General features: G+C 72.0%; 20 protein-coding genes, 1 tRNA gene and 1 pseudogene. 13 read left to right on the top strand and 9 right to left on the bottom strand.

The genetic code is table 11. The features are described from left to right. Window positions 1-3: 3 nt before the first annotated feature. Window positions 4-1326: a sensor histidine kinase gene (locus ACF08F_RS23720; RefSeq protein ID WP_392300528.1), complete on the bottom strand. Its 1323-nt coding sequence runs from the start codon at window positions 1324-1326 to the stop codon at window positions 4-6. Between the two features lie 161 nt (window positions 1327-1487). On the opposite strand from ACF08F_RS23720, the gene ACF08F_RS23715 reads away from it, so the two are divergent. The 3 genes from ACF08F_RS23715 (at window position 1488) to ACF08F_RS23705 (ending at window position 4213) form a co-directional block, all read left to right on the top strand. After that, a tRNA-Gln gene (locus tag ACF08F_RS23715) sits at window positions 1488-1559 on the top strand. A gap of 109 nt (window positions 1560-1668) precedes the next feature. Then, a complete protein-coding gene (glmU, locus tag ACF08F_RS23710; protein ID WP_392300527.1) occupies window positions 1669-3117 on the top strand; it encodes a bifunctional UDP-N-acetylglucosamine diphosphorylase/glucosamine-1-phosphate N-acetyltransferase GlmU in 1449 nt (482 codons plus the stop codon). A 121-nt stretch (window positions 3118-3238) separates the two neighbouring features. Next, the gene (locus tag ACF08F_RS23705) at window positions 3239-4213 is read left to right on the top strand and encodes a ribose-phosphate diphosphokinase (RefSeq protein WP_361856662.1); all 975 of its coding nucleotides are present in this window, start codon (window positions 3239-3241) and stop codon (window positions 4211-4213) included. A gap of 71 nt (window positions 4214-4284) precedes the next feature. Here ACF08F_RS23705 and ACF08F_RS23700 read toward each other — a convergent pair whose 3' ends face one another. Both ACF08F_RS23700 and ACF08F_RS23695 read right to left on the bottom strand, forming a co-directional pair. Beyond that, a complete protein-coding gene (locus ACF08F_RS23700; RefSeq protein WP_392300526.1) occupies window positions 4285-5160 on the bottom strand; it encodes a serine hydrolase in 876 nt (291 codons plus the stop codon). Beyond that, the gene (locus ACF08F_RS23695; protein WP_392300525.1) at window positions 5157-6104 is read right to left on the bottom strand and encodes a LysR family transcriptional regulator; all 948 of its coding nucleotides are present in this window, start codon (window positions 6102-6104) and stop codon (window positions 5157-5159) included. Before ACF08F_RS23695 ends, ACF08F_RS23700 begins: the two co-directional genes overlap by 4 nt. An 86-nt stretch (window positions 6105-6190) precedes the next feature. Here ACF08F_RS23695 and ACF08F_RS23690 point away from each other — a divergent pair, with 86 nt between their 5' ends. From ACF08F_RS23690 to ACF08F_RS23670, 5 genes are all read left to right on the top strand, one after another. Further along, complete coding sequence (locus ACF08F_RS23690; protein WP_392300524.1) at window positions 6191-7831, top strand: penicillin-binding transpeptidase domain-containing protein; 1641 nt, start codon at window positions 6191-6193, stop codon at window positions 7829-7831. Between the two features lie 179 nt (window positions 7832-8010). Then, on the top strand, window positions 8011-8598 hold the full coding sequence (locus ACF08F_RS23685; RefSeq protein WP_392300623.1) for a 50S ribosomal protein L25/general stress protein Ctc: 588 nt from the start codon (window positions 8011-8013) through the stop codon (window positions 8596-8598). Window positions 8599-8715: 117 nt separating this feature from the next. Further along, window positions 8716-9312 carry an aminoacyl-tRNA hydrolase gene (pth, locus tag ACF08F_RS23680; RefSeq protein ID WP_392300523.1) on the top strand — a complete coding sequence of 199 codons (597 nt, stop codon included), beginning with the start codon at window positions 8716-8718 and terminating at the stop codon, window positions 9310-9312. 39 nt (window positions 9313-9351) lie between these two features. Then, a complete protein-coding gene (locus ACF08F_RS23675) occupies window positions 9352-9795 on the top strand; it encodes a hypothetical protein (protein WP_392300522.1) in 444 nt (147 codons plus the stop codon). Between the two features lie 125 nt (window positions 9796-9920). Continuing rightward, window positions 9921-10748 (top strand): LPXTG cell wall anchor domain-containing protein, encoded by an 828-nt coding sequence (locus tag ACF08F_RS23670; protein WP_392300521.1) that lies wholly within the window; start codon window positions 9921-9923, stop codon window positions 10746-10748. A 75-nt stretch (window positions 10749-10823) separates the two neighbouring features. Here ACF08F_RS23670 and ppc read toward each other — a convergent pair whose 3' ends face one another. Next, the gene (ppc, locus tag ACF08F_RS23665) at window positions 10824-13553 is read right to left on the bottom strand and encodes a phosphoenolpyruvate carboxylase (protein ID WP_392300520.1); all 2730 of its coding nucleotides are present in this window, start codon (window positions 13551-13553) and stop codon (window positions 10824-10826) included. Window positions 13554-13790: 237 nt separating this feature from the next. Here ppc and ACF08F_RS23660 point away from each other — a divergent pair, with 237 nt between their 5' ends. The 4 genes and pseudogenes from ACF08F_RS23660 to ACF08F_RS23645 all read left to right on the top strand — a co-directional run bounded on the left by ACF08F_RS23660 (window position 13791) and on the right by ACF08F_RS23645 (window position 19175). Continuing rightward, window positions 13791-14783, top strand: coding sequence for an acyl-CoA desaturase (locus ACF08F_RS23660; RefSeq protein ID WP_392300519.1), 993 nt, complete (start codon window positions 13791-13793; stop codon window positions 14781-14783). Next, window positions 14780-15481: a TetR/AcrR family transcriptional regulator gene (locus ACF08F_RS23655; RefSeq protein ID WP_392300518.1), complete on the top strand. Its 702-nt coding sequence runs from the start codon at window positions 14780-14782 to the stop codon at window positions 15479-15481. The genes ACF08F_RS23660 and ACF08F_RS23655 overlap by 4 nt, the downstream gene beginning before the upstream one ends. Before the next feature lie 94 nt (window positions 15482-15575). After that, a pseudogene (locus ACF08F_RS23650) lies at window positions 15576-17225 on the top strand (FG-GAP repeat domain-containing protein); the annotation flags it as partial. 240 nt (window positions 17226-17465) lie between these two features. Next, on the top strand, window positions 17466-19175 hold the full coding sequence (locus tag ACF08F_RS23645) for an FG-GAP repeat domain-containing protein (protein WP_392300517.1): 1710 nt from the start codon (window positions 17466-17468) through the stop codon (window positions 19173-19175). A gap of 82 nt (window positions 19176-19257) precedes the next feature. Here the strand turns inward: ACF08F_RS23645 and ACF08F_RS23640 are convergent, their stop codons facing one another. Beyond that, on the bottom strand, window positions 19258-20091 hold the full coding sequence (locus ACF08F_RS23640) for a trans-aconitate 2-methyltransferase (RefSeq protein ID WP_392300516.1): 834 nt from the start codon (window positions 20089-20091) through the stop codon (window positions 19258-19260). A 163-nt stretch (window positions 20092-20254) separates the two neighbouring features. On the opposite strand from ACF08F_RS23640, the gene ACF08F_RS23635 reads away from it, so the two are divergent. Next, window positions 20255-20752 (top strand): MarR family winged helix-turn-helix transcriptional regulator, encoded by a 498-nt coding sequence (locus tag ACF08F_RS23635; RefSeq protein ID WP_017241145.1) that lies wholly within the window; start codon window positions 20255-20257, stop codon window positions 20750-20752. On the opposite strand, the gene ACF08F_RS23630 is transcribed toward ACF08F_RS23635, so the two are convergent. The 4 genes from ACF08F_RS23630 to galT all read right to left on the bottom strand — a co-directional run bounded on the left by ACF08F_RS23630 (window position 20711) and on the right by galT (window position 24905). Continuing rightward, window positions 20711-21493 carry a LuxR C-terminal-related transcriptional regulator gene (locus tag ACF08F_RS23630; RefSeq protein WP_392300515.1) on the bottom strand — a complete coding sequence of 261 codons (783 nt, stop codon included), beginning with the start codon at window positions 21491-21493 and terminating at the stop codon, window positions 20711-20713. The two genes, ACF08F_RS23635 and ACF08F_RS23630, sit on opposite strands and share 42 nt — an antisense overlap. Window positions 21494-21733: 240 nt before the next feature. Then, complete coding sequence (gene galK / locus ACF08F_RS23625) at window positions 21734-22873, bottom strand: galactokinase (RefSeq protein ID WP_392300514.1); 1140 nt, start codon at window positions 22871-22873, stop codon at window positions 21734-21736. Continuing rightward, the gene (gene galE / locus ACF08F_RS23620) at window positions 22870-23865 is read right to left on the bottom strand and encodes a UDP-glucose 4-epimerase GalE (protein WP_392300513.1); all 996 of its coding nucleotides are present in this window, start codon (window positions 23863-23865) and stop codon (window positions 22870-22872) included. Before galE ends, galK begins: the two co-directional genes overlap by 4 nt. After that, on the bottom strand, window positions 23862-24905 hold the full coding sequence (gene galT / locus ACF08F_RS23615; RefSeq protein WP_392300512.1) for a galactose-1-phosphate uridylyltransferase: 1044 nt from the start codon (window positions 24903-24905) through the stop codon (window positions 23862-23864). The genes galE and galT overlap by 4 nt, the downstream gene beginning before the upstream one ends. Window positions 24906-25014 lie beyond the last annotated feature (109 nt).

The raw sequence follows: 25014 nt of genomic DNA, 5'->3' as shown, positions 1-25014 counted from the left end.
CGCTCACTCCCCGACCGGCAGCACGGCCGACACCCGGAACCCGCCCGCGTCCGTCGCACCCGACACGAAGACTCCGCCGATCCGCAGGACCCGCTCCCGCATCCCGACGAGCCCGTTGCCACCGCTCGGCAGCTGCACGTCGGCGACCGCGGCGTCGGCGGGACAGGGGCCGTTCTCGACCTGCATCGCGACCTCGGCCTCACGGTGGGCGAGCCGGACCACGACCGAGGCCCCGGCGGCGTGTTTGTGGACGTTGGTCAGCGCCTCCTGGACGACCCGGTACGCCGTACGCTCCACCTCCGGCGGATACGCCCTCGGCTCCCCCAACACCAGGAACTCCACGACGGCCCCGGCGAGCCGCGACTGCTCACACAGCGCCTCCAGAGCGTCCAGGCGCGGCCCGTCCTCGGCGGCGGCCTCGGCGGCAGCGGCAGCGGCCCGGCCCACGGCGGCCAGAGGCACCGCGGCCGGGGCGACGGGCACGGCCCCCTCGCGCAGGACCCCGAGCATCTCGCGGAGCTCGGTCAGCGCCTGCCGGCCCATGTCACCGACCAGGGCCGCGTTCCGCACGGCCTTCTGCGGATCCTTCAGCGCCACCGCCTGGAGCGCGGCGGCATGCACGACCATCAGCGACACCCGGTGGGCGACGACATCGTGCATCTCGCGGGCGATACGGGTCCGCTCCTCCTGCCGCGCCCACTGCGCGCGCTGCTCGGCACGGTCGGCCAGCAGGGACAGCTCCTGCTCCAGACTGTCGGCGCGCTCGCGCAGGCTCTCCATGAGCCGGCGGCGAGCCCCTATGTAGAGACCGAAGAGCACCGGCGGCGCATTGAGCCCGAGGGTCATGAAGAGCGACACGACGGGCACGTACCAGCCGCTCGGGTCGATGTCGGGCTCCCCGACGTCCGCCTGCGCGATGTCCTGCCGCAAGCGGACGAAGGTCACGACGAAGACGGCGACCGTCGACATGGAGGCGAGCACGGCCGTGATACGGCGCGGCACCTCGGAGGCGGCGAGCGTGTAGAGCCCGACGATCCCCATCAGATAGCCCATCTCGGCGGGCGTGACGGCCATCGAGACGAGGACGACGGAGATGGGCCACCGCCGCCGCACGAGCAGCGTCGACCCGACGATCAGCCCGAAGAGCACCCCGACGGGCACGGGCAGCCCGGCCTTCTCGGCGAACCCGATCCCCTGGAGCCCGCACTCCAGCGCGGACAGCAGGGCGAGCCCCACATCAAGAACGACACTGCGCCACCTCCCCCACCACCACCAACTCCCCGAACGAACGCCCGCAGCGTCCCGGTCTGCCCCCGTCGTGGTCATGCCCTCCACCCTACGGGCGTGCCGCTCATCAGCCGTTCCGGGCGGGGGCTCGGAGTCGATCACGCGGAGCTATACCGTCGCACGGAAGGCGCCTGGTACGGCATAGTGGATGCCGCCGGGGCGCACGACTGACGATTTGTCCGTTTAAGCCCCATACGCCATCCCCTGTGGTGTAATTGGCAGCACTGAGGCTTTTGGTGCCTTATGTCCGGGTTCGAGTCCTGGCGGGGGAGCTTCTTCACCCGGGTCCTGACCGTGACGGTCAGGACCCGCACTCATGTCCGCCCCCCGGCCCCCCGGTATCCTTCGTGCGTCCACCACCCAAAGCCGAAGGGCATTCCCGTGAGCGCCAACCGCCCGGCAGCCGTCGTCGTCCTCGCAGCGGGTGAGGGCACCCGCATGAAGTCGAAGACCCCCAAGGTCCTGCACGAGATCGCCGGGCGTTCGCTCGTCGGGCACGTCGTGTCCGCCGCGCGGGAGCTCGAACCCGAGCACCTCGTCGTGGTCGTCGGGCACGCCCGTGAGCAGGTGCGGGGTCACCTGGAGGAGCACTACGCCGGGACCCGGACCGCCGTGCAGGAGGAGCAGAACGGCACCGGGCACGCCGTGCGCATGGCGCTGGAGGAGCTGGGCAAGGCTCCCGAGGGGACCGTCGTCGTGGTGTGCGGTGACACGCCGCTGCTGTCCGGCGAGACCCTCAGGGCGCTGGCCGGCACGCACGCCGCCGACGGCAACGCCGTGACCGTGCTGACCGCCGAGGTGCCGGACTCCACCGGCTACGGCCGGATCGTGCGGGACGCGGAGACCGGCGCGGTGACCGAGATCGTCGAGCACAAGGACGCCTCGGCCGAGCAGCTCGCCATCCGCGAGATCAACTCCGGTGTGTTCGCGTTCGACGGGAAGCTGCTCGCCGAGGCGCTCGGCCAGGTGCGGACGGACAACAGCCAGGGCGAGGAGTACCTCACCGATGTGCTGTCGATCCTGCGCGAGGCCGGGCACCGCGTCGGCGCCTCCGTCGCCGGCGACCACCGCGAGATCCTCGGGATCAACAACCGCGTGCAGCTCGCCGAGGCCCGCGCCCTGCTGAACCAGCGGCTGCTGGAGCGCGCCATGATGGCCGGCGTCACGGTCGTCGACCCCGCCTCCGTCCTCGTGGACGTGACCGTCACCTTCGAGGCCGACGCCGTCGTCCTTCCGGGTACGCAGCTGCTCGGTGCGACGCACATCGCCGAGGACGCCGTGGTCGGCCCGAACACCCGCCTGCTGAACACCCGCGTCGGCAAGGGCGCCCGGGTGGACAACACCGTCGCGGACACCGCCGTCGTCGGCGAGGGCGCCTCCGTGGGCCCGTACGCCTACCTCCGTCCGGGCACGAACCTGGGCCCGAAGGCCAAGGCCGGCACGTACGTCGAGATGAAGAACGCGACGATCGGCGAGGGCACGAAGGTCCCCCATCTGTCGTACGTCGGCGACGCGACCATCGGCGAGTACTCGAACATCGGCGCCGCGAGCGTGTTCGTGAACTACGACGGCGAGGCCAAGCACCACACCACGGTCGGTTCCCACTGCAAGACCGGCTCGGACAACATGTTTGTGGCTCCCGTCACGATCGGGGACGGCGCCTACACCGCAGCCGGGTCCGTGATCACGAAGGACGTCCCGGCCGGTGCACTGGCCGTGGCCCGGGGCCAGCAGCGGAATATCGAGGGTTGGGTGGCCCGCAAGCGGCCCGGCAGCGCTGCCGCGCAGGCCGCTCTGGTCGCCTCTGAGGACTCCGCAAGCGAAAGCTGACCGGAAACGGGTGCGTCGAACTCGGCGTACCGTGATACGTGCACACAAATTCGGCTGGTTCGCACACGCGCTCGCAGGGCGTGGGACCGCGGCCAGAGAACACGTCTGAGGAGACAGTGCTGTGACCGGGATCAAGACGACCGGCGAGAAGAAGCTGATGCTCTTCTCCGGCCGCGCCCACCCCGAGCTGGCCGAGGAGGTCGCGCACCAGCTGGGCGTCGGTCTCGTTCCCACCAAGGCGTTCGACTTCGCCAACGGTGAGATCTACGTCCGCTTCCAGGAGTCGGCCCGCGGTGCGGACTGCTTCCTGATCCAGAGCCACACGGCTCCGATCAACAAGTGGATCATGGAGCAGCTGATCATGATCGATGCTCTGAAGCGGGCCTCGGCCCGGAGCATCACCGTGATCATCCCTTCGTACGGCTACGCCCGTCAGGACAAGAAGCACCGCGGTCGCGAGCCGATCTCGGCCCGTCTGGTCGCGGACCTGCTGAAGACCTCGGGCGCGGACCGCATCCTGACCGTGGATCTGCACACCGACCAGATCCAGGGCTTCTTCGACGGCCCGGTGGACCACCTGTCGGCCCTCCCGGTCCTCGCGGACTACGTGGGTGCGAAGGTCGACCGCACCAAGCTGACGATCGTCTCCCCGGACGCCGGCCGCGTGCGGGTCGCCGACCGCTGGTGCGACCGTCTCGACGCCCCGCTGGCGATCGTGCACAAGCGCCGTGACAAGGACGTCGCCAACCAGGTCACCGTCCACGAGGTCGTCGGTGACGTGAAGGGCCGCGTCTGTGTCCTGGTGGACGACATGGTCGACACCGGTGGCACGATCTGCGCCGCCGCGGACGCCCTGTTCGCGCACGGTGCCGAGGACGTCATCGTGACGGCCACGCACGGCATCCTGTCGGGCCCGGCCGCCGACCGTCTGAAGAACTCCAAGGTCAGCGAGTTCGTCTTCACGGACACGCTGCCGGTTCCGGGCGCCCTGGAGCTCGACAAGATCACGGTCCTGTCGATCGCGCCGACGATCGCCCGCGCCGTGCGCGAGGTGTTCGAGGACGGCTCGGTGACGAGCCTCTTCGAGGAGCACTGAGTCACCAGGTTTTCGTGAGGAAGGGCCGTTTCCCCCATCGGGGGAAACGGCCCTTCCTCATGTCCTGAGTCTCATGTCCTGAGCGCGTCCACCGCGATCCTCGCCGCCCCGCCGATCACCGCGTCCGCCGCCGGCAGGGTGACGTCCGTGGAGGCCGCGCGGGTGAAGACCGCCACGGCGTACCGGCCGCCGTCCGGGTACTCGACGACGCCCGCCTCGTGCCGGAGCGTGGGCAGGGAGCCGGTCTTGCCACTGACCCGGACGTCGTCGAAGGGGAAGCCGGCGGCGAGCCGGTGGTTCCAGGCCTGGAGGCCGAGGAGGGCCCGCAGCTCCTCGCCGTACTCCCCGGGGCAGACCTCGTCGCGCCAGACGGCGGTGAGGAGGGCGGTGATCTCGCGGGGGGTCGAGCGGTTGGTGCGGGTGGGGTCGAGGGCGCGGAGCCGGGTGACGACGGCGGGGTCGGTGAGTGCGGAGGGTTCGCCGGCGGCGTCCTCGCGGACGGTCGTGAGGAGCTCCCGCATGGTCTGGACGGCGTGGGTCCGGGTGAGCCCGAGGCCGGCCATGGTGGCGTTGACGGTGTCGAGGCCGAGGGCGTCCCAGAGGAGGTCGGCGGCCGTGTTGTCGCTGACGGCGACGGCGAGGCTCGCGAGGTCGCGGAGGGAGAGCCGGGCGGCGTCGCGCATGACGGAGAGGCCGGTGGCGCCGGGGGCGCGGTGTGCGGCGGGGATGTCGACGGGCCGGGTGGGGTCGACGAGGCCGAGCGAGGACTGCCGGTAGAGGGTGGCGACGAGGCAGAGCTTGTGGACGCTGGCGGTCGGTACGAGGGTGTCGGAGCCGATGCCGAGGGCGGTGCCGGTGTCGATGTCGACGGCGTGGAGCTGTCCGGTGACGCCCGCGTCGGCGAAGGCCGCGGTGATGCGGCGGCGGGCGGCGGCGTGCGCGGTCACAGGGGGAACTCCGATGCGGGGCGGGGGAAGACCATCCTCGCCGAGGGGGCGGTGCGCATGTCCGCGTGCTCGCGGAGGACGGCGTGGGCGGTGTCGGTGAAGAGCCGTACGGCGGGGCTGTCCTTGCCCTCGGGCCAGGCCGTCGAGGTGCGCCAGGTGACGGTGGTGCCGTGGAGGGGGCGCCAGACGGTTCCGGCCTCGTCGGGTGTGCGGGGGACGAGGGCGACGGCGCCGCCGGAGAGGACGAGGCCGCGGGTGAAGTCGGGGCCGGTGGCGGCGAGGACGGTGGCGGGGGTGCAGCCGTGGCGGGCGCAGGCGGTGAGGGTCTCGTCGTGGAGGGCGGGGGCCTCGGCGCGGGGGAAGAGGACGAGGTCGCGGCCGGTGAGGGCGGCGGCGGGGAGTTCGGGCCGGCCGGCGAGCGGGTCGTCGGCGGCGAGGAGGGCGCCGAGGGGCTGGTGGAGGGTGGGGCCGAAGGCGAGTCCGGGGGCGGGGCAGGGGTGGCGGACGATGCCGGCGTCGAGGGTGCCGGCGGCGAGTTCGGCGGTCTGCTCGGTGGTGGGGAGTTCGCGGAGGTCGAGGGTGGCGCCGGCTGAACGGTCGCGGAAGGCGGTGAGGAGGGCGGCGACGGCGGTGGCGCCGAGGCCGGGCGGGACGGCGGCGCGGAGGGTGCCGGCGGCGCCGCTGTGGACGCGGGCGACGGTGGCGGCGAGCCGGTCGGCGGCGGCGAGGAGCTCGTCGGTCTCGGCGAGGACGAGGCGGCCGGCGGGGGTGAGGGTGGCGCCGCGGGCGCCGCGGTCGAGGAGGCGGACGCCGAGTTCGCGTTCGAGGCGCTGGATGCGCTGGGAGAGGGAGGGCTGGGCCATGCGCAGGAGGGCCGCGGCGCGGCCGAAGTGCTGTTCCTCGGCGACGGTCCTGAAGTACCGCAGGTGCAGGAGCAGGTCCATGAGCAGGAAGGATAGTCATTCGGCTATTGCTTTCATCGTGATATGCGTCTTGGACCGGTCGTACGTGTGTCTGTTTCGCTGCCGGTATGACGACTCATCGGGCAAGGGCGGGACGGGGGCGGGTGCGGCGGCGGCGCCGGTGGCCCGCGGCGGTGGTGGCGGGTGCGCTGGTGGCGGGTGCCGCGGGGTGGGCGGTCGTGTACGGGCCGCTGAAGGGGGGCGGGGACGGGGCGCCGGAGGCGGCCGATCCGGAGGCGGTGCGGACGGCGCGGGCGTTCCTGAGCAGTTGGGCGGCGGGGGATCTACCGGCCGCGGCGCGGCTGACGGACTCGCCGGCGAAGGCGGAGGAGACCCTGCGGAACTTCACGGCGGGGCTGGAGATCTCGAAGCCGGTGCTGACGGCGGGCGCGGCCCGGGTGGACGGGGCGGCGGGCGCGGGTGCCCGTGTCGCGTACCGGGCGAAGATGCCGGTGGCGGAGCTGGGGACGTGGGTGTACGGCTCGGAGCTGGCGGTGGCGCGTACGGAGGCGGGGTGGCGGGTGCGGTGGGAGCTGCCGCTGATCCATCCGCAGCTCAGCGCCGCGCAGCGGTTCAAGCTGGTGGAGGAGGAGTCGGCGGAGCTCGCGGCGGTGGACCGGGACGGGAGGGCGATCTCGGCGGTGGAGCATCCGTCGCTGGTGTCGGTGCTGGGTCTCGGTGGCGGGAAGCCGCGGGGCGAGGTGCAGGTCGTGGACCGGATCACGGGTGAGCGGAAGGCGACGGCGGTGCGGTTCGGGCCGGATCCCGGGGAGGGTGGCGGTCCGCTGCGGACGACGATCGACGCGCGGACGCAGCGGGCGGCGGAGAAGGCGCTGGCCCGGCACGCGGAGGGGCGGAACGCGGGCCTGGTGGCGGTGCGGATCGACAGCGGCGAGGTGGTCGCGGTGGCGAACGGGCCGGCCGGCGGCTTCAACCGGGCCTTTCAGGGCACGTACGCGCCGGGGTCGACGTGGAAGGTGGTGACGAGTGCGGCGCTGCTGGCGAAGGGGGCGGTGACGCCGGAGTCGCGGGTGGACTGCCCGAAGTACCTGACGGTCGGGAAGCAGTTCCACAACGTGGAGACCTCGGAGATCCGGGGGGCGTCGTTCCGTGAGGACTTCATCCATTCGTGCAACACGGCGTTCGTGGCGCTGCGGGGGCGTCTCGCGAACGACGAGATGACCGTGTTCGCGAAGGAGTACTTCGGGATCGGGCCCGAGTGGAGGACCGGGGTCGGTTCGGTGGACGCGGAGGTGCCGGTGCCCGGGGGTGAGACGGAGAAGGCGGCGGCGCTGTTCGGGCAGGGCAGGCTGCGGACGAATCCGCTGGCGATGGCGTCGGTGACGGCGACGGCGGTGTCGGGGACGTTTCGCCAGCCGTTGCTGGTGCGGGGGACGGAGCAGCCGGCGGTGGAGACGAGGCCGCTGCCCGGTGCGGTGGTGAAGCAGCTGCGGTCGCTGATGCGGGACACGGTGACGGACGGTTCCGCGAGGGTGCTCGCGGGGGTTCCGGGTGAGGTGGGGGCGAAGACGGGGACGGCGGAGGTGACGGAGGACGGGAACAACAACGGCTGGCTCGTCGCGTACGACGGGGAGATCGCGGTGGCGTGTGTGGTGGAGGAGGCGGAGAGCGGTTCGGGGTCGGCGGGCCCGGTCCTGCGTGATCTGCTGGCGGAGCTGGCGGGGGGTCCGGCCGGGGCGGGGGGTTGATCCATTTGGGCGGTCCGGTGGCGGCGGGTAGACTGCCGTAGTTGCTCGGCGAGGGAGGCCGTACCCGTACGGATGTACAGGGTCACGACTGTCCGTTATCGACGCGCTCTTCGTAGCAGGCCATCGCCAGTCGTGGCCGGGTGACCACTTTGTTCGTCACCTTCTACGAGGAGTGCAACATGTCCGAGGTCAAGCTCGCCGCTTCCGTCCGTACCGAGTTCGGCAAGGGTGCTTCCCGCCAGCTCCGTCGTGACTCCCTGGTCCCCACGGTCCTCTACGGCCACGGCTCGGACCCGGTCCACATCTCCCTCCCGGCCCACGAGCTCGGCATGGCGCTGCGTACGCCGAACGTCCTGCTCTCCCTGGACATCGAGGGCAAGAACGAGCTGGCGATCCCGAAGGCCGTCCAGCGTGAGGCCATCAAGGGCTCGCTGGTCCACGTCGACCTGCTCCTCGTGAAGCGCGGCGAGAAGGTCACCGTCGAGGTCCCGGTCCAGGCCGAGGGTGAGCTCGCCGCCGGTGGCAACCTGCTGGAGCACGTGCTCAACACGCTCTCCGTCGAGGCCGAGGCCACCCACCTCCCCGAGGCCGTCTCGGTCTCCGTCGAGGGCCTGGAGGCCGGTGCCTCCGTCCTCGCCGGCGCCATCACCCTGCCGGCCGGCGTGACCCTGGTCACCGACGCCGACGCCGTCGTCCTGCAGGTCCTGGCCGCGCAGGCCGAGGAGCCGGCCGCCGAGGCCGAGGCCACCGAGGGTGCGGAGGCCTGAGCCGTAGGCTCTGCCTGACGTGACGGGGTGACGGGCCGTACGGCCCGTCACCCCGTTTCTCTTGCACGGATCTCTTGTACGGATCTCTTGTACGGAAGAACGAGGAGACCTGACGCGATGACGGACGACGCCAACGCCCCCTGGCTGATCGTCGGCCTCGGCAACCCGGGGCCGGAGTACGCGGCCAACCGCCACAACATCGGCTTCATGGTCGTGGACCTGCTGGCCGAGCGGATCCGCGGCTCGTTCAAGCGGGCGCAGAAGGCCCAGGCGCAGGTCGTGGAGGGCCGGATGGGGCCTCCGGGGCCTTCGAGCCGCCGGGTGATCCTCGCGAAGCCGATGTCGTACATGAACCTGTCGGGCGGTCCGGTGACGGCGCTGCGTGACTTCTACAAGGTGCCGACGGCGCACGTGGTGGCGATCCACGACGAGCTGGACATCGACTACGCGGTGCTGCGGCTGAAGATCGGCGGCGGCGACAACGGGCACAACGGTCTGAAGTCGATGACGAAGGCCATGGGTCCCGAGTACCACCGGGTGCGGTGCGGCATCGGGCGTCCGCCGGGCCGGATGCAGGTCGCGGACTTCGTCCTGAAGGACTTCTCCTCGACGGAGCGCAAGGACCTGGACTGGTTCGTGGACCGGGCGGCGGACTCGGTGGAGTGCCTGCTCGCGGAGGGCCTGGAGCGGGCCCAGTCCGCGTACAACTCCTAGGACTGGTCATCCGGACGTACGACTGTACGATCGCGGGTCATGACGCACGTCCGTAACGCCGCCATGGCCCTGGTCGCCCTGCTCCTCGTCGTCGGGGGTGCGTGGGCGTCGTGGGATTCCGCCCAGCACGTCCTGCTCGCCAAGGGCCGCGAGCACGGGACGCTGACGGTGACCGGCTGCACGGAGGAGAGGTGCAGCGGTACGTACGCCTCCGAGGATCCGTCGTCGCCCCGGCGGACGCTGACGATCGCGGCCTCGGTCGCGGCGGAGAAGGGCGTGACGATCCCGGTGGTGGTGAAGCCGGGCACGGACGAGGGCGTGCGGACGGGCTGGGGCGGCGGGCTGCACGCGTGGCTGCCGCTGGGCGGGGCGCTGCTGCTCGCGGCGCCGGTGATCGGCGGCGGCCTGCGGATGACGCGGACGGCGTGGTCGGTCGCGGGCGCGGGTGGAGTGCTGTTGGTGGCAGCGTTCCTGACGCTCTGACAGGCTCCGGCGGTTCCCGGCGCGATCGTTACGGACCTCTGGGTTAAGGGTGACCTAAAGCGGCGGATAGGCTGCCCCCGCCACCTCCCACGGGCAACCCTTTTCCCACAGATGGACGACTGCACATGCGACGTTCCCTGATTTCCGCCGGCGCGCTGGTCGCGGCCCTTGCCGGCTCCCTCGTACTCGCCCCGGTCGCTTCCGCGTCCGAGCAGCCGCCGCTGCCGCTGCACCAGGTCGAGGACCTCCCGATCACCGCCGGGGAGTTCGAGTCGAAGGGCGAGTGCCCGCCGGTTCCGTCCGACAAGGACGGCTGGCACTTCGTGCTCCCGGGCAGCGGCAAGGGCGACTCCGCCGTGTTCACCAAGCTGACCGTGAAGTTCGAGCCGGGCGGCGAGCAGGTCATCACGGTCTTCGGCCCGCCGAGCGACAAGCACGCCTACGCCGTGTCCGAGCCGGGCGCCAAGCTGGTCGCCGCCTCGGCCGAGGTCAGCGCCCCGGTCAAGCAGGGCTGGTTCAACCTGTCCCACACCTGCCCGGCCACCCCGGTCGAGACGACTCCGCCGGTGGAGACCACTCCCCCGGTCGAGACCACGCCTCCGGTCACGGAGACCCCCGGTACCGAGACCCCCGGCACGGAGACGCCCGGTACCGAGACCCCCGGTACCGAGACGCCCGGCACGGAGACCCCCGGCACCGAGACGCCGGCTCCGACCGAGTCGACGCCCGCCGGCTCCGAGTCCCCGGCGCCGTCCGGCAGCCCGTCCGTGACCGCCCCGGCCGGTGAGACCTCCGGTGCCGGTTCCACGGGCTCCACCGGTTCCACGGGTGAGGGCGACCTCGCCGAGACCGGCTCCAGTGCCCCGGTCGGCATCCTCGCCGCCGTCGCCGTGGCCCTCGCGGGCGCCGGCGCGTTCCTGGTGACCCGCCGTCGCAAGGCGCAGCAGCACTGACGTACCCCGTCATGACGGTGCCCCCGCCGGAGTCCGAGGATTCCGGCGGGGGCACCGTCGTGTGTGCGGTCCGGGTCAGCCGGTGTTGCGCAGGCCCGCCGCGACACCGTTCACGGTGAGGAGCAGGGCGCGGGCGAGCAGCGGGTCCGGGTCCTCGCCGCGCTCGGCGGCACCGCGCTGGCGGGCCAGGAGGGCGACCTGGAGGTAGGAGATCGGGTCCAGGTAGGCGTCGCGGATGGCGAAGGTCTGCTGGAGCACCGGGTTGGAGTCCAGGAGCTTCTCGCCGCCGGTGACCTTGAGGACCTCGGCGACGGTCAGCGCGTGCTCGGCCTCGATGGTGGCGAAGACGTGCTTGAGGTCGTCGGGGACCAGGGTGTCGACGTAGTGGCGGGCGATCCGCAGGTCGGTCTTCGCGAGCGTCATCTCGACGTTGGAGAGGAAGTTGCGGAAGAAGTGCCAGCGCTCGTACATCTCGCCGAGGACCGGGTCGAGACCGGCCTCGCGCAGGGCCTTGAGGCCGGAGCCGACGCCGAACCAGCCGGGGACGATCTGGCGGGACTGGGTCCAGCCGAACACCCAGGGGATGGCGCGGAGTCCGTCGAGGGAGACGCCCGAGCCGGGGCGGCGGGCGGGCCGTGAGCCCAGGTGCAGGTCGGCGAGCTGGTCGACGGGGGTGGAGGCGAGGAAGTACGCCGGCAGGCCGGGGTCCTCGACGAGCTCGCGGTACGCGGTGTGCGCGGCGTCCGAGACGGTGTCCATGGCCGCGTCCCAGCGGGCGAGGGCCTCGTCGGACTGGCGCGGGGAGGTGTGCAGGGCGGAGGCCTGCAGCGTGGCCGCGACGGTCAGTTCGAGGTTCTCGCGGGCGAGGGACGGGATCAGGTACTTGTCGGAGATGACCTCGCCCTGCTCGGTCACCTTGATCTCGCCCTCCAGGGTGCCCCAGGGCTGCGCGAGGATCGCGGTGTGCGAGGGGCCGCCGCCGCGGCCGACGGTGCCGCCGCGGCCGTGGAAGAGGCGCAGCCGCACGCCGTAGCGGTGGGCGACGTCGCGGAGCCTGCGCTGGGCGCGGTGGATCTCCCACTGGCTCGTGGTGATGCCGCCGAACTTGGAGGAGTCCGAGTAGCCGAGCATGACCTCCTGGACGTCGCCGCGGAGCGAGACCAGACGGCGGTAGGAGGGGTCGGCCAGCATGTCGTTGAGGATGACGTCGGCGGCCTTGAGCTCGTCGGTGGTCTCCAGGAGCGGCACGATGCCGATCTTGGCCCAGCCGGCGTGCAGGTCGATCAGGCCGGCCTCGCGGGCGAGGACGGCGGCGGCGAAGACGTCGTCGGCGCCCTGGCACATCGAGATGATGTACGACTCGATGACCTCGGGACCGAAGCGCTCGAAGGCCTGCTTGACGGTGTGGAAGACACCGAGGGTCTTCTCGCCGGCGGCGTCCAGCGGGGCCGGGGTCGGGGCGAGCGGGCGGCGCGAGCGCAGCTCCTTGGCGAGCAGCTTCTGCCGGTAGTCGCGGGGCATGTCCGCGTACCGCCAGGACTCCTCGCCGAGGCGGTCGAAGAGCTGGCCGAGGGCGTGGTGGTGGGCGTCGGCGTGCTCGCGGACGTCCATGGTGGCGAGCTGGAGGCCGAAGGCCGACAGGGTGCGGATGGTGCGGTCCATCCGGCCGTCGGCGAAGAGGCCGCCGCGGTGCTCGCGCAGCGAGGTCTGGATCAGGGTGAGGTCGTGGATCAGCTCGGCGGTGCCGAGGTAGTCGCGGCCGTCCTGGTGGGGGGTGCCGGAGGCGAGGCGCGCGCGGGTGTTGACGAGCTTCTGCCGGATGCAGGTGGCCTTGAGCCGGTACGGCTCCTCGGCGTTGAGGCGCTTGTAGCGGGGGCTGATCTCCGGGAGGAGCTCCAGGTCGCGCTGGAGGGAGTCCAGGAGTTCCTGGGTGGCTCCGGCGTAGCGGATGGAGTTGGAGAGGAGTCCGCGCAGGTGGTCGACGAGTTCGAGGGCGTCGGTGATGCCGTGCTCGTGCTGGAGGATCAGGACGTCCCAGGTCACCTGCGGGGTGACGTTCGGGTTGCCGTCGCGGTCGCCGCCGATCCAGGTGCCGAAGGTCAGCGGGCGCGTGCCGGCGGGCAGTTCGACGCCGACGCGGTCCAGCTCGGCGGCGAGGTCCTCCAGGACGTCACCGACGGCGCCGGCGTGCAGCTCGTCGAGGTAGTAGATGGCGTTGCGGGCCTCGTCGGCGGGCTCGGGGCGGACGACCCGGAGTTCGTCGGTCTGCCAGATGAGGTCGATGTTCTCGGCGAGCCGCAGGTCGAGGCGGCGCCGGTCGACCTCGACGACCGGGGTCTCCAGGAGGGCGGCGATCCGGCGCAGCTTGTTGAGGACGGAGCGGCGGGCGGCCTCGGTGGGGTGCGCGGTGAAGACCGGGCGCACGTTGAGGTTCTTGACCGTCTCGCGTACGTGCTCGGGGTCGCCGTCCTTGAGCATGTCGGCGGTGCGGGCGAGGAGGCCGCCCTCGGCGGCGCGCTTCTCGCGCATCTCGCGGCCCCGGTGGACCTGCTCGGTGACGTTGGCCAGGTGGAAGTAGGTGGAGAAGGCGCGCACCAGCTTGGCTGCGGTCTCCAGCTCGACGCCCCGGAGCAGCTCGGCGGCGGCTTCGCCGTCCTCGCGGGTGAGGCCGCGGACCTGCTCGACGAGGTCGAGGAGTTCGTGGCCTTCCTGGCGGACGAGGGTCTCGCCGAGGAGGTCGCCCAGTCGGCGGATGTCGGCGCGCAGCTCGGCGCTGGCGGTGGGGGTCTGGTCGGCACTGCTCACAGGTGCGGCTCCTTGCAGTGTTTGAGCACGTCTGGAGGGGTACTGGAGGCTTGCGGACCGCGCTGTCCGACGCACCCAGGATAGGTGTCCGCCGTGGCGGCGTGGCCAACGCCCCTCTCGTGCCCCCTTGCCGCGCGTCACGGCACTGCCATACTTACGACGCCGTAGGTTACGGAGGCGTAGCCACGGCTCAGGTTTCCGCTCTTTCACCCTCACCCTCACCCCCAGGGGACACCCATGACCATCAGCCCCGAGGTGACCTCGACGCCCGAGGCGCCCGAGGCGCCCGCCGGCGCCGCGGCCCTTCCTTTCGCCACGCTGGGCGGTGACCGCAAGGGCTCGACCGAGCAGGTCGCGCTCGCGCTGTTCATCACGGTGCCGTTCGTGGCGCTGCTCGCCGCGGTGCCGCTGGCCTGGGGCTGGGGGGTGAGCTGGCTGGATCTCGGTCTGATGGTGGCGATGTACTTCATCGGCTGCCACGGGATCACGGTCGGTTTCCACCGCTACTTCACGCACGGTTCCTTCAAGGCGAAGCGGCCGCTGCGGATCGCGCTCGCGGTCATGGGTTCGCTGGCCGTGGAGGGGCCGCTGGTGCGCTGGGTGGCGGACCACCGCAAGCACCACAAGTTCTCGGACGCCGAGGGCGACCCGCACTCGCCGTGGCGCTTCGGCGAGACGGTCCCGGCCCTGATGAAGGGCCTGTGGTGGGCGCACATCGGGTGGATGTTCGACGAGGAGCGGACCCCGCAGCACAAGTACGCCCCGGACCTGATCAAGGACCCCGCGCTCCGGGGGATCTCGCGGCACTTCCTCTCCTTCACGATCCTGTCGCTCGCGATCCCGCCGCTGGTGGGCGGTCTGGTGACGATGTCCTGGTGGGGCGCGTTCACGGCGTTCTTCTGGGGCTCCCTGGTCCGGGTGGCGCTGCTGCACCACGTGACCTGGTCGATCAACTCGATCTGCCACGCGGTGGGCAAGCGTCCCTTCAAGTCGCGTGACCGCTCGGGCAACGTGTGGTGGCTCGCGGTGCTGTCCTGCGGCGAGTCCTGGCACAACCTGCACCACGCGGACCCGACCTCGGCCCGGCACGGGGTGCTGCGCGGCCAGATCGACTCCTCCGCGCGGCTGATCCGCTGGTTCGAGCTGGCGGGCTGGGCCTCGGACGTGCGCTGGCCGGCGAAGGAGCGCATCGAAGCCCGGCGCCGGAGCACGTCGGCAGAAGCGGCATGATGGAAGGCGTGGCGATCGACGGCAGTTCCAGTGGTACCGGCAGCACGGACAGTGACGGCGCGGAGCGGAAGCCCCGGCGTGGCCGCCGGGTGAGGATGACGGGCGCGGAGCGCCGCGAGCAGCTCCTCGACATCGGGCGCACGCTGTTCGCCGAGAAGGGCTTCGAGGGCACGTCGGTGGAGGAGATCGCGGCCAAGGCCGGGGTCTCCAAGCCGGTGGTGTACGAGCACTTCGGCGGCAAGGAGGGGCTGTACGCGGTCGTCGTCGACCGGGAGATGCGGCAGCTCCTGGACGGGGTGACGGGTGCGCTGACCGCGGGCCACCCGCGCGAGCTCCTGGAGCAGGCGGCGTTCGCGCTGCTCGACTACATCGAGAACTACACGGACGGTTTCCGGATCCTGGTGCGGGATTCGCCGGTGGCGCAGTCGACGGGCACGTTCGCCTCGCTCATCAGCGACATCGCCACGCAGGTGGAGGACATCCTCGGGATGGAGTTCAAGAACCGCGGCTTCGACCCGAAGCTGGCCCCGCTGTACGCGCAGGCGCTGGTCGGCAGTGTGGCGCTGACGGGCCAGTGGTGGCTGGACGTCCGCAAGCCGGACAAGGCGGAGGTCGCGGCGCATCTGGTGAACCTGGCGTGGCACGGGCTGGACGGTCTGGAGCAGAAGCCGCGGTTGATAGGGCACCGCAAGAACTGAACCGGACCGGACGGTCGGGTTCGGTTGGTTTCCCTGAGTAAAGCTCTGGCGTAAGACGGCCCCCTGGGTAGACTCGTGTTCAACATCCGGGGGGATGCTCCGACCCTCGAACGAAGTCGTCTCCGCATGTCCTGCGACCTGCGCTGACGCCGTTCGACGCCGTACGGACCCCCCTGGCTGGTTCCCTCGAACCTCTGATTCCCTGGGGGGGATCTCCTTGTTCAACCTGCGCTCCCGGCGTGCCCGCCGCCTCACCGCCTGCACCGCGCTCGCCCTCTCCGCCGGCATGCTCCTCACGGGCACGGCCTCCGCCGAGACCCCGGCGCCGCGCCCGTCGGTCGAGAAGGCCGAGAAGGAGGGGCCCTCCTTCACGCCTCCGAAGCTGACGCTCCCGAAGCAGGACGGCGCCCGCGCGGGCGTCGCCGCGGCCGATGCCGTGCCGCTGTCCCTCTCCGACCTGGACGGGGACGGCGTCGACGACCTGATCTTCCGCGCCGTGGACGGCGAGCTGTACTCCAGCGCGTCGGCGGACCCCTTCGAGCTCTTCCGCCTCGACGACGTCGCGAAGGACATCGTCCCGATCGGCGACCAGGGCGGTGACACCACCGAGCCCGAGGTGCTGGTCCTCTCCGAGAACGGCACCCTGACGCTGTACCAGGACGCCGGTCCGACGGGCACCCCGTACGAGTTCGTCGTGGGCGGCGGCTGGCAGATCTACAACAAGGTCGTGTCGCCCGGCGACGTGGACGGGGACGGCCTCGCCGACGTGGTCGCCCGCACCCTGGACGGCCAGCTGTACCTGTACCTGGCCACCGGCGACCTGACGAAGCCGCTCGGCGCCCGGAAGCTGATCGGCGGAGGCTGGGGCGTCTACGACCAGCTCGTGGGCGGCAACGACGTCAACGGCGACGGCAGGGCCGACCTGTACGCCCGCGACACCGCCGGCAACCTGTACTTCTACACCGGCACGGGCAGCCTGACCTCTCCGTTCGCCGGCCGGAAGCTGATCGGCGGCGGCTGGGGGGCCTACAACCAGATCCTGCCCGGCGGCGACGGCGACCTGCTGGCCCAGGACAACAAGGGCACGCTCTTCTTCTACCTCGGCAACGGCGACGGCACCCTGGCCGCGCGCCAGCAGGTCAGCGAGGTCGGCGACATGGAGGGCATCGCGCAGTTCGCCGGCGCCGGCAACAACCCGTACACCGGCAAGGAGGGCGTCTACGCGGGCACCTCCGGCGGATCGCTCTACTGGTACTCCAACACCACCACGGGCAAGCTGGACGCGCGCGTGATGATCGACGAGGCGGGCGGCTGGACCGGGCTGAAGCACACGAACCTGTCCTCGATGAACGCGGACGGCGCCTCCGACCTCGGTCTCGTCTTCCCCGACGGCGAGCTCTGGATCGACTCCGCCCCCATCGGCTACGGCTGGAACGCGTACAACACCCTCGTCGCCCCCGGTGACCTCAGCGGCGACGGCAAGGGCGACCTGCTCGCCCGCGACGGCTCCGGCGTCCTGTGGATCTACCGCGGCAACGGCAAGGGCGACGCCCTCTCCGGCCGCGTCAAGGTCGGCAGCGGCTGGGGCGTGTACAACAAGATCCTCGGCGCGGGCGACTACACCGGTGACGGGCGGACCGACCTGCTGGCCCGTACCACCACCGGCGACCTGTACCTGTACCCGGGATCCGGCAACGCCACCACGCCGTTCAAGACGCGCGTGAAGATCGGCAGCGGCTGGGGCACGTACAAGCAGCTCGTCGCCCCCGGTGACCTCAACGCCGACGGCAAGGCCGACCTGCTCGGTGTGACCGCGGCCGGCGACCTGTACCGCTACCTCACCACCGGCCCGTCGAAGTTCTCGGCCCGCCTCGCGATCGGCCACGGCTTCCAGGCCTACAACACCATGTCGTAGACGGCACCGCCGTCAGTGACCGGCCCGCACCGGAATCCCGGTGCGGGCCTCCTCATCCCAGGGGGATTCTTGCGTTCTGCATTCTTCGGGCGTGCTCACCGTGTCACCACGTGCACCGCTCTCGCCCTGTCCGCCGGCATGATCCTCGCGTCGCCCGCCGTCGCCGAGTCCGGCCCCCGTCCCGTCGTGAAGCAGCACACCGGTGACACGACGACGCCGAAGCTCGACATGACGCAGCCGGCCGTGGAGTCGGGCACCGCCCGGGCCGCCGCCGCTGCGGCCGTCGTGACGCCCCGGTTCGACGTGACCGGCGACGGCAAGACCGATCTGATCCACCGCAAGTGGAACGGCTGGACGTACGTCGCGCCCTCCAACGGGGCGGAGGCCACCGTCTTCGAGACGGCCGAGATCCGGGTGAACTTCGACCTCGTCCCGCTCGGCGACCAGAACGGCACGGGCAAGCCCGAGGTGCTCTCGCTCGCCGAGGACGGCGTGCTCCGGCTGTACGCGGAGTCGACCGCGACCAAGGGCACGCTGACCTGGTCGGGCAAGGGCTGGACCATCTACAACAAGGTCTTCTCGCCCGGCGACATCAGCGGCGACGGCAAGGCCGACCTGCTCGCCCGCGCGTACAACGGCGACCTCTACTACTACCGGGCCACCGGCGTGACGACCGCGCCCTTCGCCGGCCGCGTGAAGCTCGGGCCCGGCTGGGGCGTCTACGACCAGCTCGTCGGCATCGGTGACAACAGCGGCGACGGCCGCGGCGACGTCGTGGCCCGGACCACGGACGGCAAGCTGTACTTCTACGGCAGCACCGGCAACCCGACGGCGCCGTTCAAGCCCCGCCGGGAGCTCGGCCAGGGCTGGAACACGTACAACCAGATCGTGGCCCCCGACGACCGCAACGGCGACGGCAAGGCCGACCTTCTGGCCCGGGACAAGGACGGCGTGCTCTGGGCCTACAGCGGCCTCGGCAACGGCTCGTACTCGACGCGGGTGAAGCTCACGGGCACCTGGAACAACGTCGACCAGTTCGCCCAGGGCGGCAGCCTTCCCACGGCCGGCAAGAACGGGTTCCTCGCCCGCGACAAGGCCGGGACGCTCTTCGAGTACCGCAACCAGAACAACGGCAAGCCCACCGCGCGCCAGCAGTTCGGCACCACCGGCGGCTGGGCCGGCGCGAACATCTCGTACGTCTCCGCGCTGGACTGGGGCACCCTCGCCGACGTCCTGGAGGTCTACCAGGGCCGCCTGTACAACAACGGCAACACCGACCTCGGCGGCGGCTGGCAGATCTACAACCTGCTCGCCGGCCCCGGCGACCTGACCGGCGACGGCAAGGGCGACCTGCTCGCCCGCGACCGCACCGGCGTCCTGTACCTGTACCCCGGCAACGGCCAGGGCACGAAGCTCGGCTCCCGCATCCGGGTCGGCGACGGCTGGAGCGCGTACAACCGCGTCCTCGGCGCGGGCGACTTCTCGGGCGACGGCCGGGCGGACCTGCTCGCCCGCGACGGCTCCGGCACCCTGTGGCTGTACAAGGGCACGGGCTCCGCGACCGCTCCGTTCGCCGGCCGCCAGAGCCTCGGCGGCGGCTGGAACACCTACAACAAGCTGGTGGCGCCGGGCGATCTCAGCGGCGACGGCAAGGCCGACCTGCTCGCGGTCAACGCGGCGGGCGACCTGTACCGGTACCTGGGCACGGGCACCCGCGCCACCCTCACCCCCCGGGTGAACATCGGCCACGGCTACCAGACGTACAGCGACCTGTACTAGGCCCGTACCGGCCTGTCGCGGCGGTGAGCCACGGGAGCCCCGCACCGGAACTCCGGTGCGGGGCTCCCGCACGCTAAGGCACTCACGCCGGCTTGCGTGCGACGGCGAACACCCGGCGGAACGGGAAGACCGTCCCGTGCGGGCCCGGCGGGTAGGCCTGGCGGAGCAGGGTGCGGTACTGCGCGAGGAAGGCGTCCACCGCCGCCTGGTCGTCTCCCAGGGCCGTGAGCACGGGCCGCAGCGCCGTGCCCATCACCCAGTCGAGGACGGGGTCCTCGCCCTGGAGGAGACGGCAGTAGGTGGTCTCCCAGACCTCGGTCTCGCAGCCGAGGTCGGTGAGTCGGGTGAGGTAGTCCGCCGCGTCGAGGATGTGGACGAAGCGGCGGCCCTGGTCGCCGAGGCGGGAGCGCCACTCGGGGGTGTCGCAGAGTTCGCCGATGAGGGCGTGGCTGGGCGAGACGAAGTTGCCGGGCACCTGGAAGGCGAGGGTGCCGCCGGGGCGGAGCCCGTCGATCCAGGCGGCGAAGGACTCGGGGTGGTTGGGGACCCACTGGAGGGCCGCGTTGGAGACGATCAGGTCGTAGGGTTCGGCCGGTGTCCAGTGCGCGGCGTCGGCGGGACGGAAATCGAGCCAGCCGCCGCCCCGGGTGGTGCCGGACCAGTCCTTCTCGGCCCGTTCCAGCATGTCGGGCGACAGGTCGAAGCCGGTGATGTGTGCGTCGGACCAGTGTTCGGCGAGGAGTGCGGTGACGTTCCCCGGGCCGCACCCGAGGTCGGCGATGCGGGCCGGCCGATCCTTGGCCGGAAGGCGTGGTATTCGGGCGAGCAGGTCCAGGAAAGGCCTGGTCCGGTGGCCGGAGTGACGGAGGTACTGCTGCGGATCCCAGATCGGTGCAGCAGATTCCACGGAATGCATGTTCGAAGCCCCCTTGCTGGAACGAGTTACCGAAACGGAACGGTGTTCCGGCCGGGTCTCTTCCCCACAGTTGGCTGAAATATATCTCGCAATCGAGATTCTTGATATTGAGAAACTCGAACCCAAGAGACTTTATGTCAACAGACCCTCTACACTGATCGTCATGGAGGACGAGGTCGACCGACTGGTCGCAGCATGGCGCCGCGAGCGCCCCGACCTCGACGTGGAACCGCTCGAGGTGCTCAGCCGCGTCTCGCGGCTCGCCCGGCACCTCGACCGCGCTCGTCGGCTCGCCTTCTCCGAGCACCAGCTGGAGCCCTGGGAGTTCGACGTCCTCACCTCGCTCCGCCGGGCCGGCGCGCCCTACCAGCTCTCCCCCGGTCAGCTCCTGACACAGACTCTGGTCACCTCGGGCACCATGACCAACCGCATCGACCGGCTCACCAAGAAGGGCCTGGTCGAGCGGCTCCCCGACCCCAGCGACCGGCGCGGGGTCCTCGTCCGGCTCACCCCCGAGGGCCGCGACCGCGCCGACGAGGCGCTCGCCGGGCTCCTCGCCCAGGAGCGCGCCATCCTGGCCCAGCTCTCCCGCGCCCAGCGCGGCGAACTGGCCGCGCTGCTACGCCGGCTGACCGCCCCGTTCGACAACATCCCCGGGTAGGGGCCCGTCCAGCGGTGCCGGGCCGACGCCCGCGCGGCGCGCCAGTGCCACCGCCGCCAGGGTCGAGTGGACGCCCAGCTTCCCCAGCACGTTCTGCATGTGCGTACGGACGGTGTGCGGGGAGAGGAAGAGCCGCTCGGCGACCGCCTTGCGGCCCAGGCCCGCGACCATGCAGCGCAGCACCTCCTGCTCGCGCGGGGTCAGCGCCTCCACGAGCCGCTCGCTGTCCGTGCGGTGCTTGCGGGCCGCCGTCAGCTCCCGCAGGACGCCCGTGAGCAGCGCGGGCGGCAGATGCGTCTCGTCCCGCAGCACCCCCCGGACCACGGCGAGCAGGCGCTGCAGCGAGCAATCCTTCGCGACCCAGCCGGAGGCCCCGGCCTGGAGGGCGAGCGCCGCCCGACGGGGGTCGTCCTTCTCGGCGAGGACGACGGTACGGACGGCGGGCTGGGCCCTGCGCACCCCCGCGACCAGCGCGATCCCGTCGACCACGGGCTCCGCCTGGTCCGGCGCCGTGCGTGCCGCGGCGGCCGCCGCGGTCGCGGGACCCGCGCCCAGCTCGGCGTCGACGAGCAGCACGTCGAACCTGCGCCCCTCGGCGACCCCGCGGTCCAGACAGCGCAGGGCGGCCGGGCCGCTGCCGGCGGCGGAGACGTCGACGTCGGGTTCCGCCGCGAGAGCGGCGGCCAGCGACTCGGCGAAGATGCGGTGGTCGTCCACCACCAGGACGCGGATACGTGCCACGGACACCCCCAAGTGTCGAGGAACGGACCGGCGCGGGCACGGCGCCGGAGGCGGGTTCCGTCGGTCGCGCGGCCGCCGCCGTGCGTTGACTGTTACCCCGCTCACGGCGCCGTACCCGGCTGGGCTCGACCCCTGAACAGCACCGGCCCCCACCGGCGCCGTCCCACACAGTAGGGGCAGGGCGTCACCGCGGGGGCCGTTTGGCGGAACTGTGCGAAGTCGTCTGTTTGTACGACGGGTTCAGAGGCGGCGCGCGCCCTCCGCGGGTACGGCCGGGAAGATCCCCGGGGCCGCGTACCCCGCCTCGGCGAAGGCCTTCCCGACGGCCGCGGCGACCGCCTCCGCCCGGTCGGTCCCGACGAGGACGACGGCCGAGCCGCCGAAGCCGCCGCCGGTCATCCGGGCGCCGAGCGCCCCGGCCGCGTTGGCCGCCTCGACCACGAGGTCCAGCTCGGGGCAGGAGACGCGGAGGTCGTCCCGGAGGGAGGCGTGCCCCTCGGTGAGGACCGGGCCGACGGCGCGGGTGTCCCCGGCGTCGAGGAGCGCGATCACCCGCTCCACCCGGGCGTTGTCGGTGACGACGTGCCGGACGTAGCGCAGAACCGTATCGTCGCTCAGGCGTGCGAGCGATTCGGGCAGATGCGCGGTGCTCACGTCACGCAGGGCGCGCACGCCGAGCGCCCGCGCACCCGCTTCGCAGCCGGCGCGCCGCTCCGCGTACGCGCCGTCCCCGAGCGCGTGTTTCACCCGGGTGTCGACGACGAGCAGCCGGAGCCCCTCGCGGGCCAGGTCGAAGGGGACCTGACGGTACGAGAGGTCGCGGGTGTCCAGGTGGAGGGCGTGCCCCTCCTCCGCGCAGGCGGAGGCCATCTGGTCCATGACGCCGCAGGGGACGCCGACGAAGGCGTTCTCCGCGCGCTGGGCGAGCCGCGCGAGCTCGGGCCGGGAGAGCCCGAGGCCGAAGAGGTCGTTCAGGGCGAGGGCCGTGACGACCTCCAGGGCCGCCGAGGAGGAGAGCCCGGCGCCCGTCGGCACGGTCGAGGCGAGGTGGACGTCCGCGCCCGTCACCGGGTGCCCGGCCTCCCGCAGCGCCCAGACGACGCCGGCCGGGTAGGCGGCCCAGCCGCCGCCGGAGAGCGGTTCGAGCTCCTCGACGTCCAGGTGGACGATCCCGCCGTCGACGTCGGCGGAGTGCAGGCGGAGGACTCCGTCGTCCCGGCGGGAGACGGCGGCGACGGCGGTGTGCGGCAGGGCGAGCGGCAGCACGAAGCCGTCGTTGAAGTCGGTGTACTCCCCGATGAGGTTGACCCGCCCGGGGGCGGCCCACACCCCGTCGGGGGCGGCGCCGTACAGCGCCTCGAAGTCGGCGGCGACGCTCACGCGCCCTCCCCGGGGGATCGGCGGGCGAAGGCCCAGGCGTCGGCGACGACGTCCGCCAGGTCCGGGCGGGACGGCGTCCAGCCGAGCCGTTCGCGGGCGGCGTCGGCGGAGGCGACCAGGGCGGCCGGGTCGCCGGGGCGGCGCTCGGCGGCGGTCTCCGGGATCGGGTGCCCGGTGACCTTCCGTACGGTCTCGACGACCTCGCGGACGGAGAAGCCGTTGCCGTTGCCGAGGTTGCAGATCAGGTGCTCGCCGGAGGGAACGGACTCCGCGGTCATGGCGTCGAGGGCCAGGAGGTGGGCCTCGGCGAGGTCGGCGACGTGGATGTAGTCGCGGACGCAGGTGCCGTCCGGGGTCGGGTAGTCGTCGCCGTACACGGAGATGGCCGCGCGCTCGCCGAGGGCGACCTGGAGGACGAGCGGGATCAGGTGGGACTCGGGGGCGTGGCGCTCGCCGAGCGGGCCGTACGCCCCGGCCACGTTGAAGTAGCGCAGCGAGACGGCGGCCAGGCCGTGCGCGGCGCACTCCCCGCCGATCATGTGGTCGACGGCCAGCTTGCTCGCGCCGTACGGACTGGTCGGGGCGGTCGGCGCGGTCTCGGTGATCGGTACCGACTCGGGCTCGCCGTAGGTCGCGGCGGTGGAGGAGAAGGCGAGGCGGCGCACCCCGGCCGTGCGCATGGCGGCGAGCAGGGCCATGGTGCCGCCGACGTTGTTGTCCCAGTACTTCTCGGGCCGGGCGACGGACTCGCCGACCTGGGAGAAGGCGGCGAAGTGCAGGACGCCTTCGTAGGACCCGTCCAGCCACTTCGCGGCGTCCTGGACGCGGCCCTCGATGAACTCGGCGCCCTCCGGGACGCCTTCGGCGAAGCCGGTGGAGAGGTCGTCGAGGACGGTGACCCGGTGGCCCCGCTCCAGGAGGTGGGCGGCGACCACGCTGCCCACGTACCCGGCCCCACCGGTCACCAGGTACTTCTTCGCTGTCGTGGTCACGCGCTCGCCACCTCTCGGATGCTTCGGGCCGCGTCCTCCGGCCGTACGTCGTTCATGAACGCGCCCATGCCGGACTCGGTGCCCGCGAGGAACTTCAGCTTGCCGGAGGCCCGTCGGACGGTGAAAAGCTCCAGGTGCAGTCCGAAGTCCTCGCGCCGGGCGTCCGTGAGCGGCGCCTGGTGCCAGGCGGCGATGTAGGGCGTCGGCGGCTCGTCCGGGCCGAAGAGCCGGTCGAAGCGCCTCAAGAGTTCCAGGTAGACCTGTGCGAACTCTGTGCGGGCGGCCTCGTCGAGGGCGAGCAGGTCGGGCACCCGGCGCCTGGGGTGCAGGTGGACCTCGTACGGCCAGTGGGCCGCGTACGGCACGAAGGCGGTCCAGTGCTCGGTCTCCAGGACGATCCGCTCGCCGTCGGCCCGCTCCCGGGCGACGACGTCGTCGAAGAGGTTCCGGCCGGTCGCCGCGCGGTGCTCGTCGAGGCGGCGGCGCATCTGGGCGGTGCGGGGCGTCACGTACGGGAAGGCGTAGATCTGGCCGTGCGAGTGGGGCAGGGTGACGCCGATCTCCTGGCCGCGGTTCTCGAAGCAGTAGACCTGTTCGACGCCGGGCAGCGCGGAGAGTTCGGCGGTCCGGTCGGTCCAGGCGTCGAGGACGAGGCGGGCCCGCTCCTCGGTGAGGTCGGCGAAGGAGGCGGTGTGGTCGTCGGTGAAGCAGACGACCTCGCAGCGGCCGACGCCGCCGGAGAGGGAGGGGAAGCGGTTCTCGAAGACCACCACTTCGTAGTCCGCGGCGGGGATCTCGCTCTCGCGTCCGTCCCGGCCGGGGCAGAGCGGGCAGGCGTCGGCCGGCGGCCGGTAGGTGCGGGCCTGCCGGTGCGAGGCGACGGCGACGGGGTCGCCGGTGAGCTCGTCGTGCCGGATCTCGGAGCGGGAGACGACGGGGGTGAGGGGGCGCGGGTCGACGGCGTCGCGGACGGCGTCGTCGCGCGAGTCGTAGTAGATCAGCTCGCGCCCGTCGGCGAGCGCGGTGACGGTCTTCTTCACGAGGGTGCCCTCCGGGCAGGATCAAACAGAACCACGCACAAAGAACCACATCCAAACATCGCCGTCAATGCCGAAGCCCGCCCGGACACCCGGACGACCACCTGTCGGA

Origin of the sequence: Streptomyces sp. NPDC015130, assembly GCF_043080005.1 — a bacterium.
Classification (GTDB): Bacteria; Actinomycetota; Actinomycetes; order Streptomycetales; family Streptomycetaceae; genus Streptomyces.
Note: the sequence above shows the minus strand (reverse complement) of the source record. Positions and strands in the feature narration are given on the sequence as shown.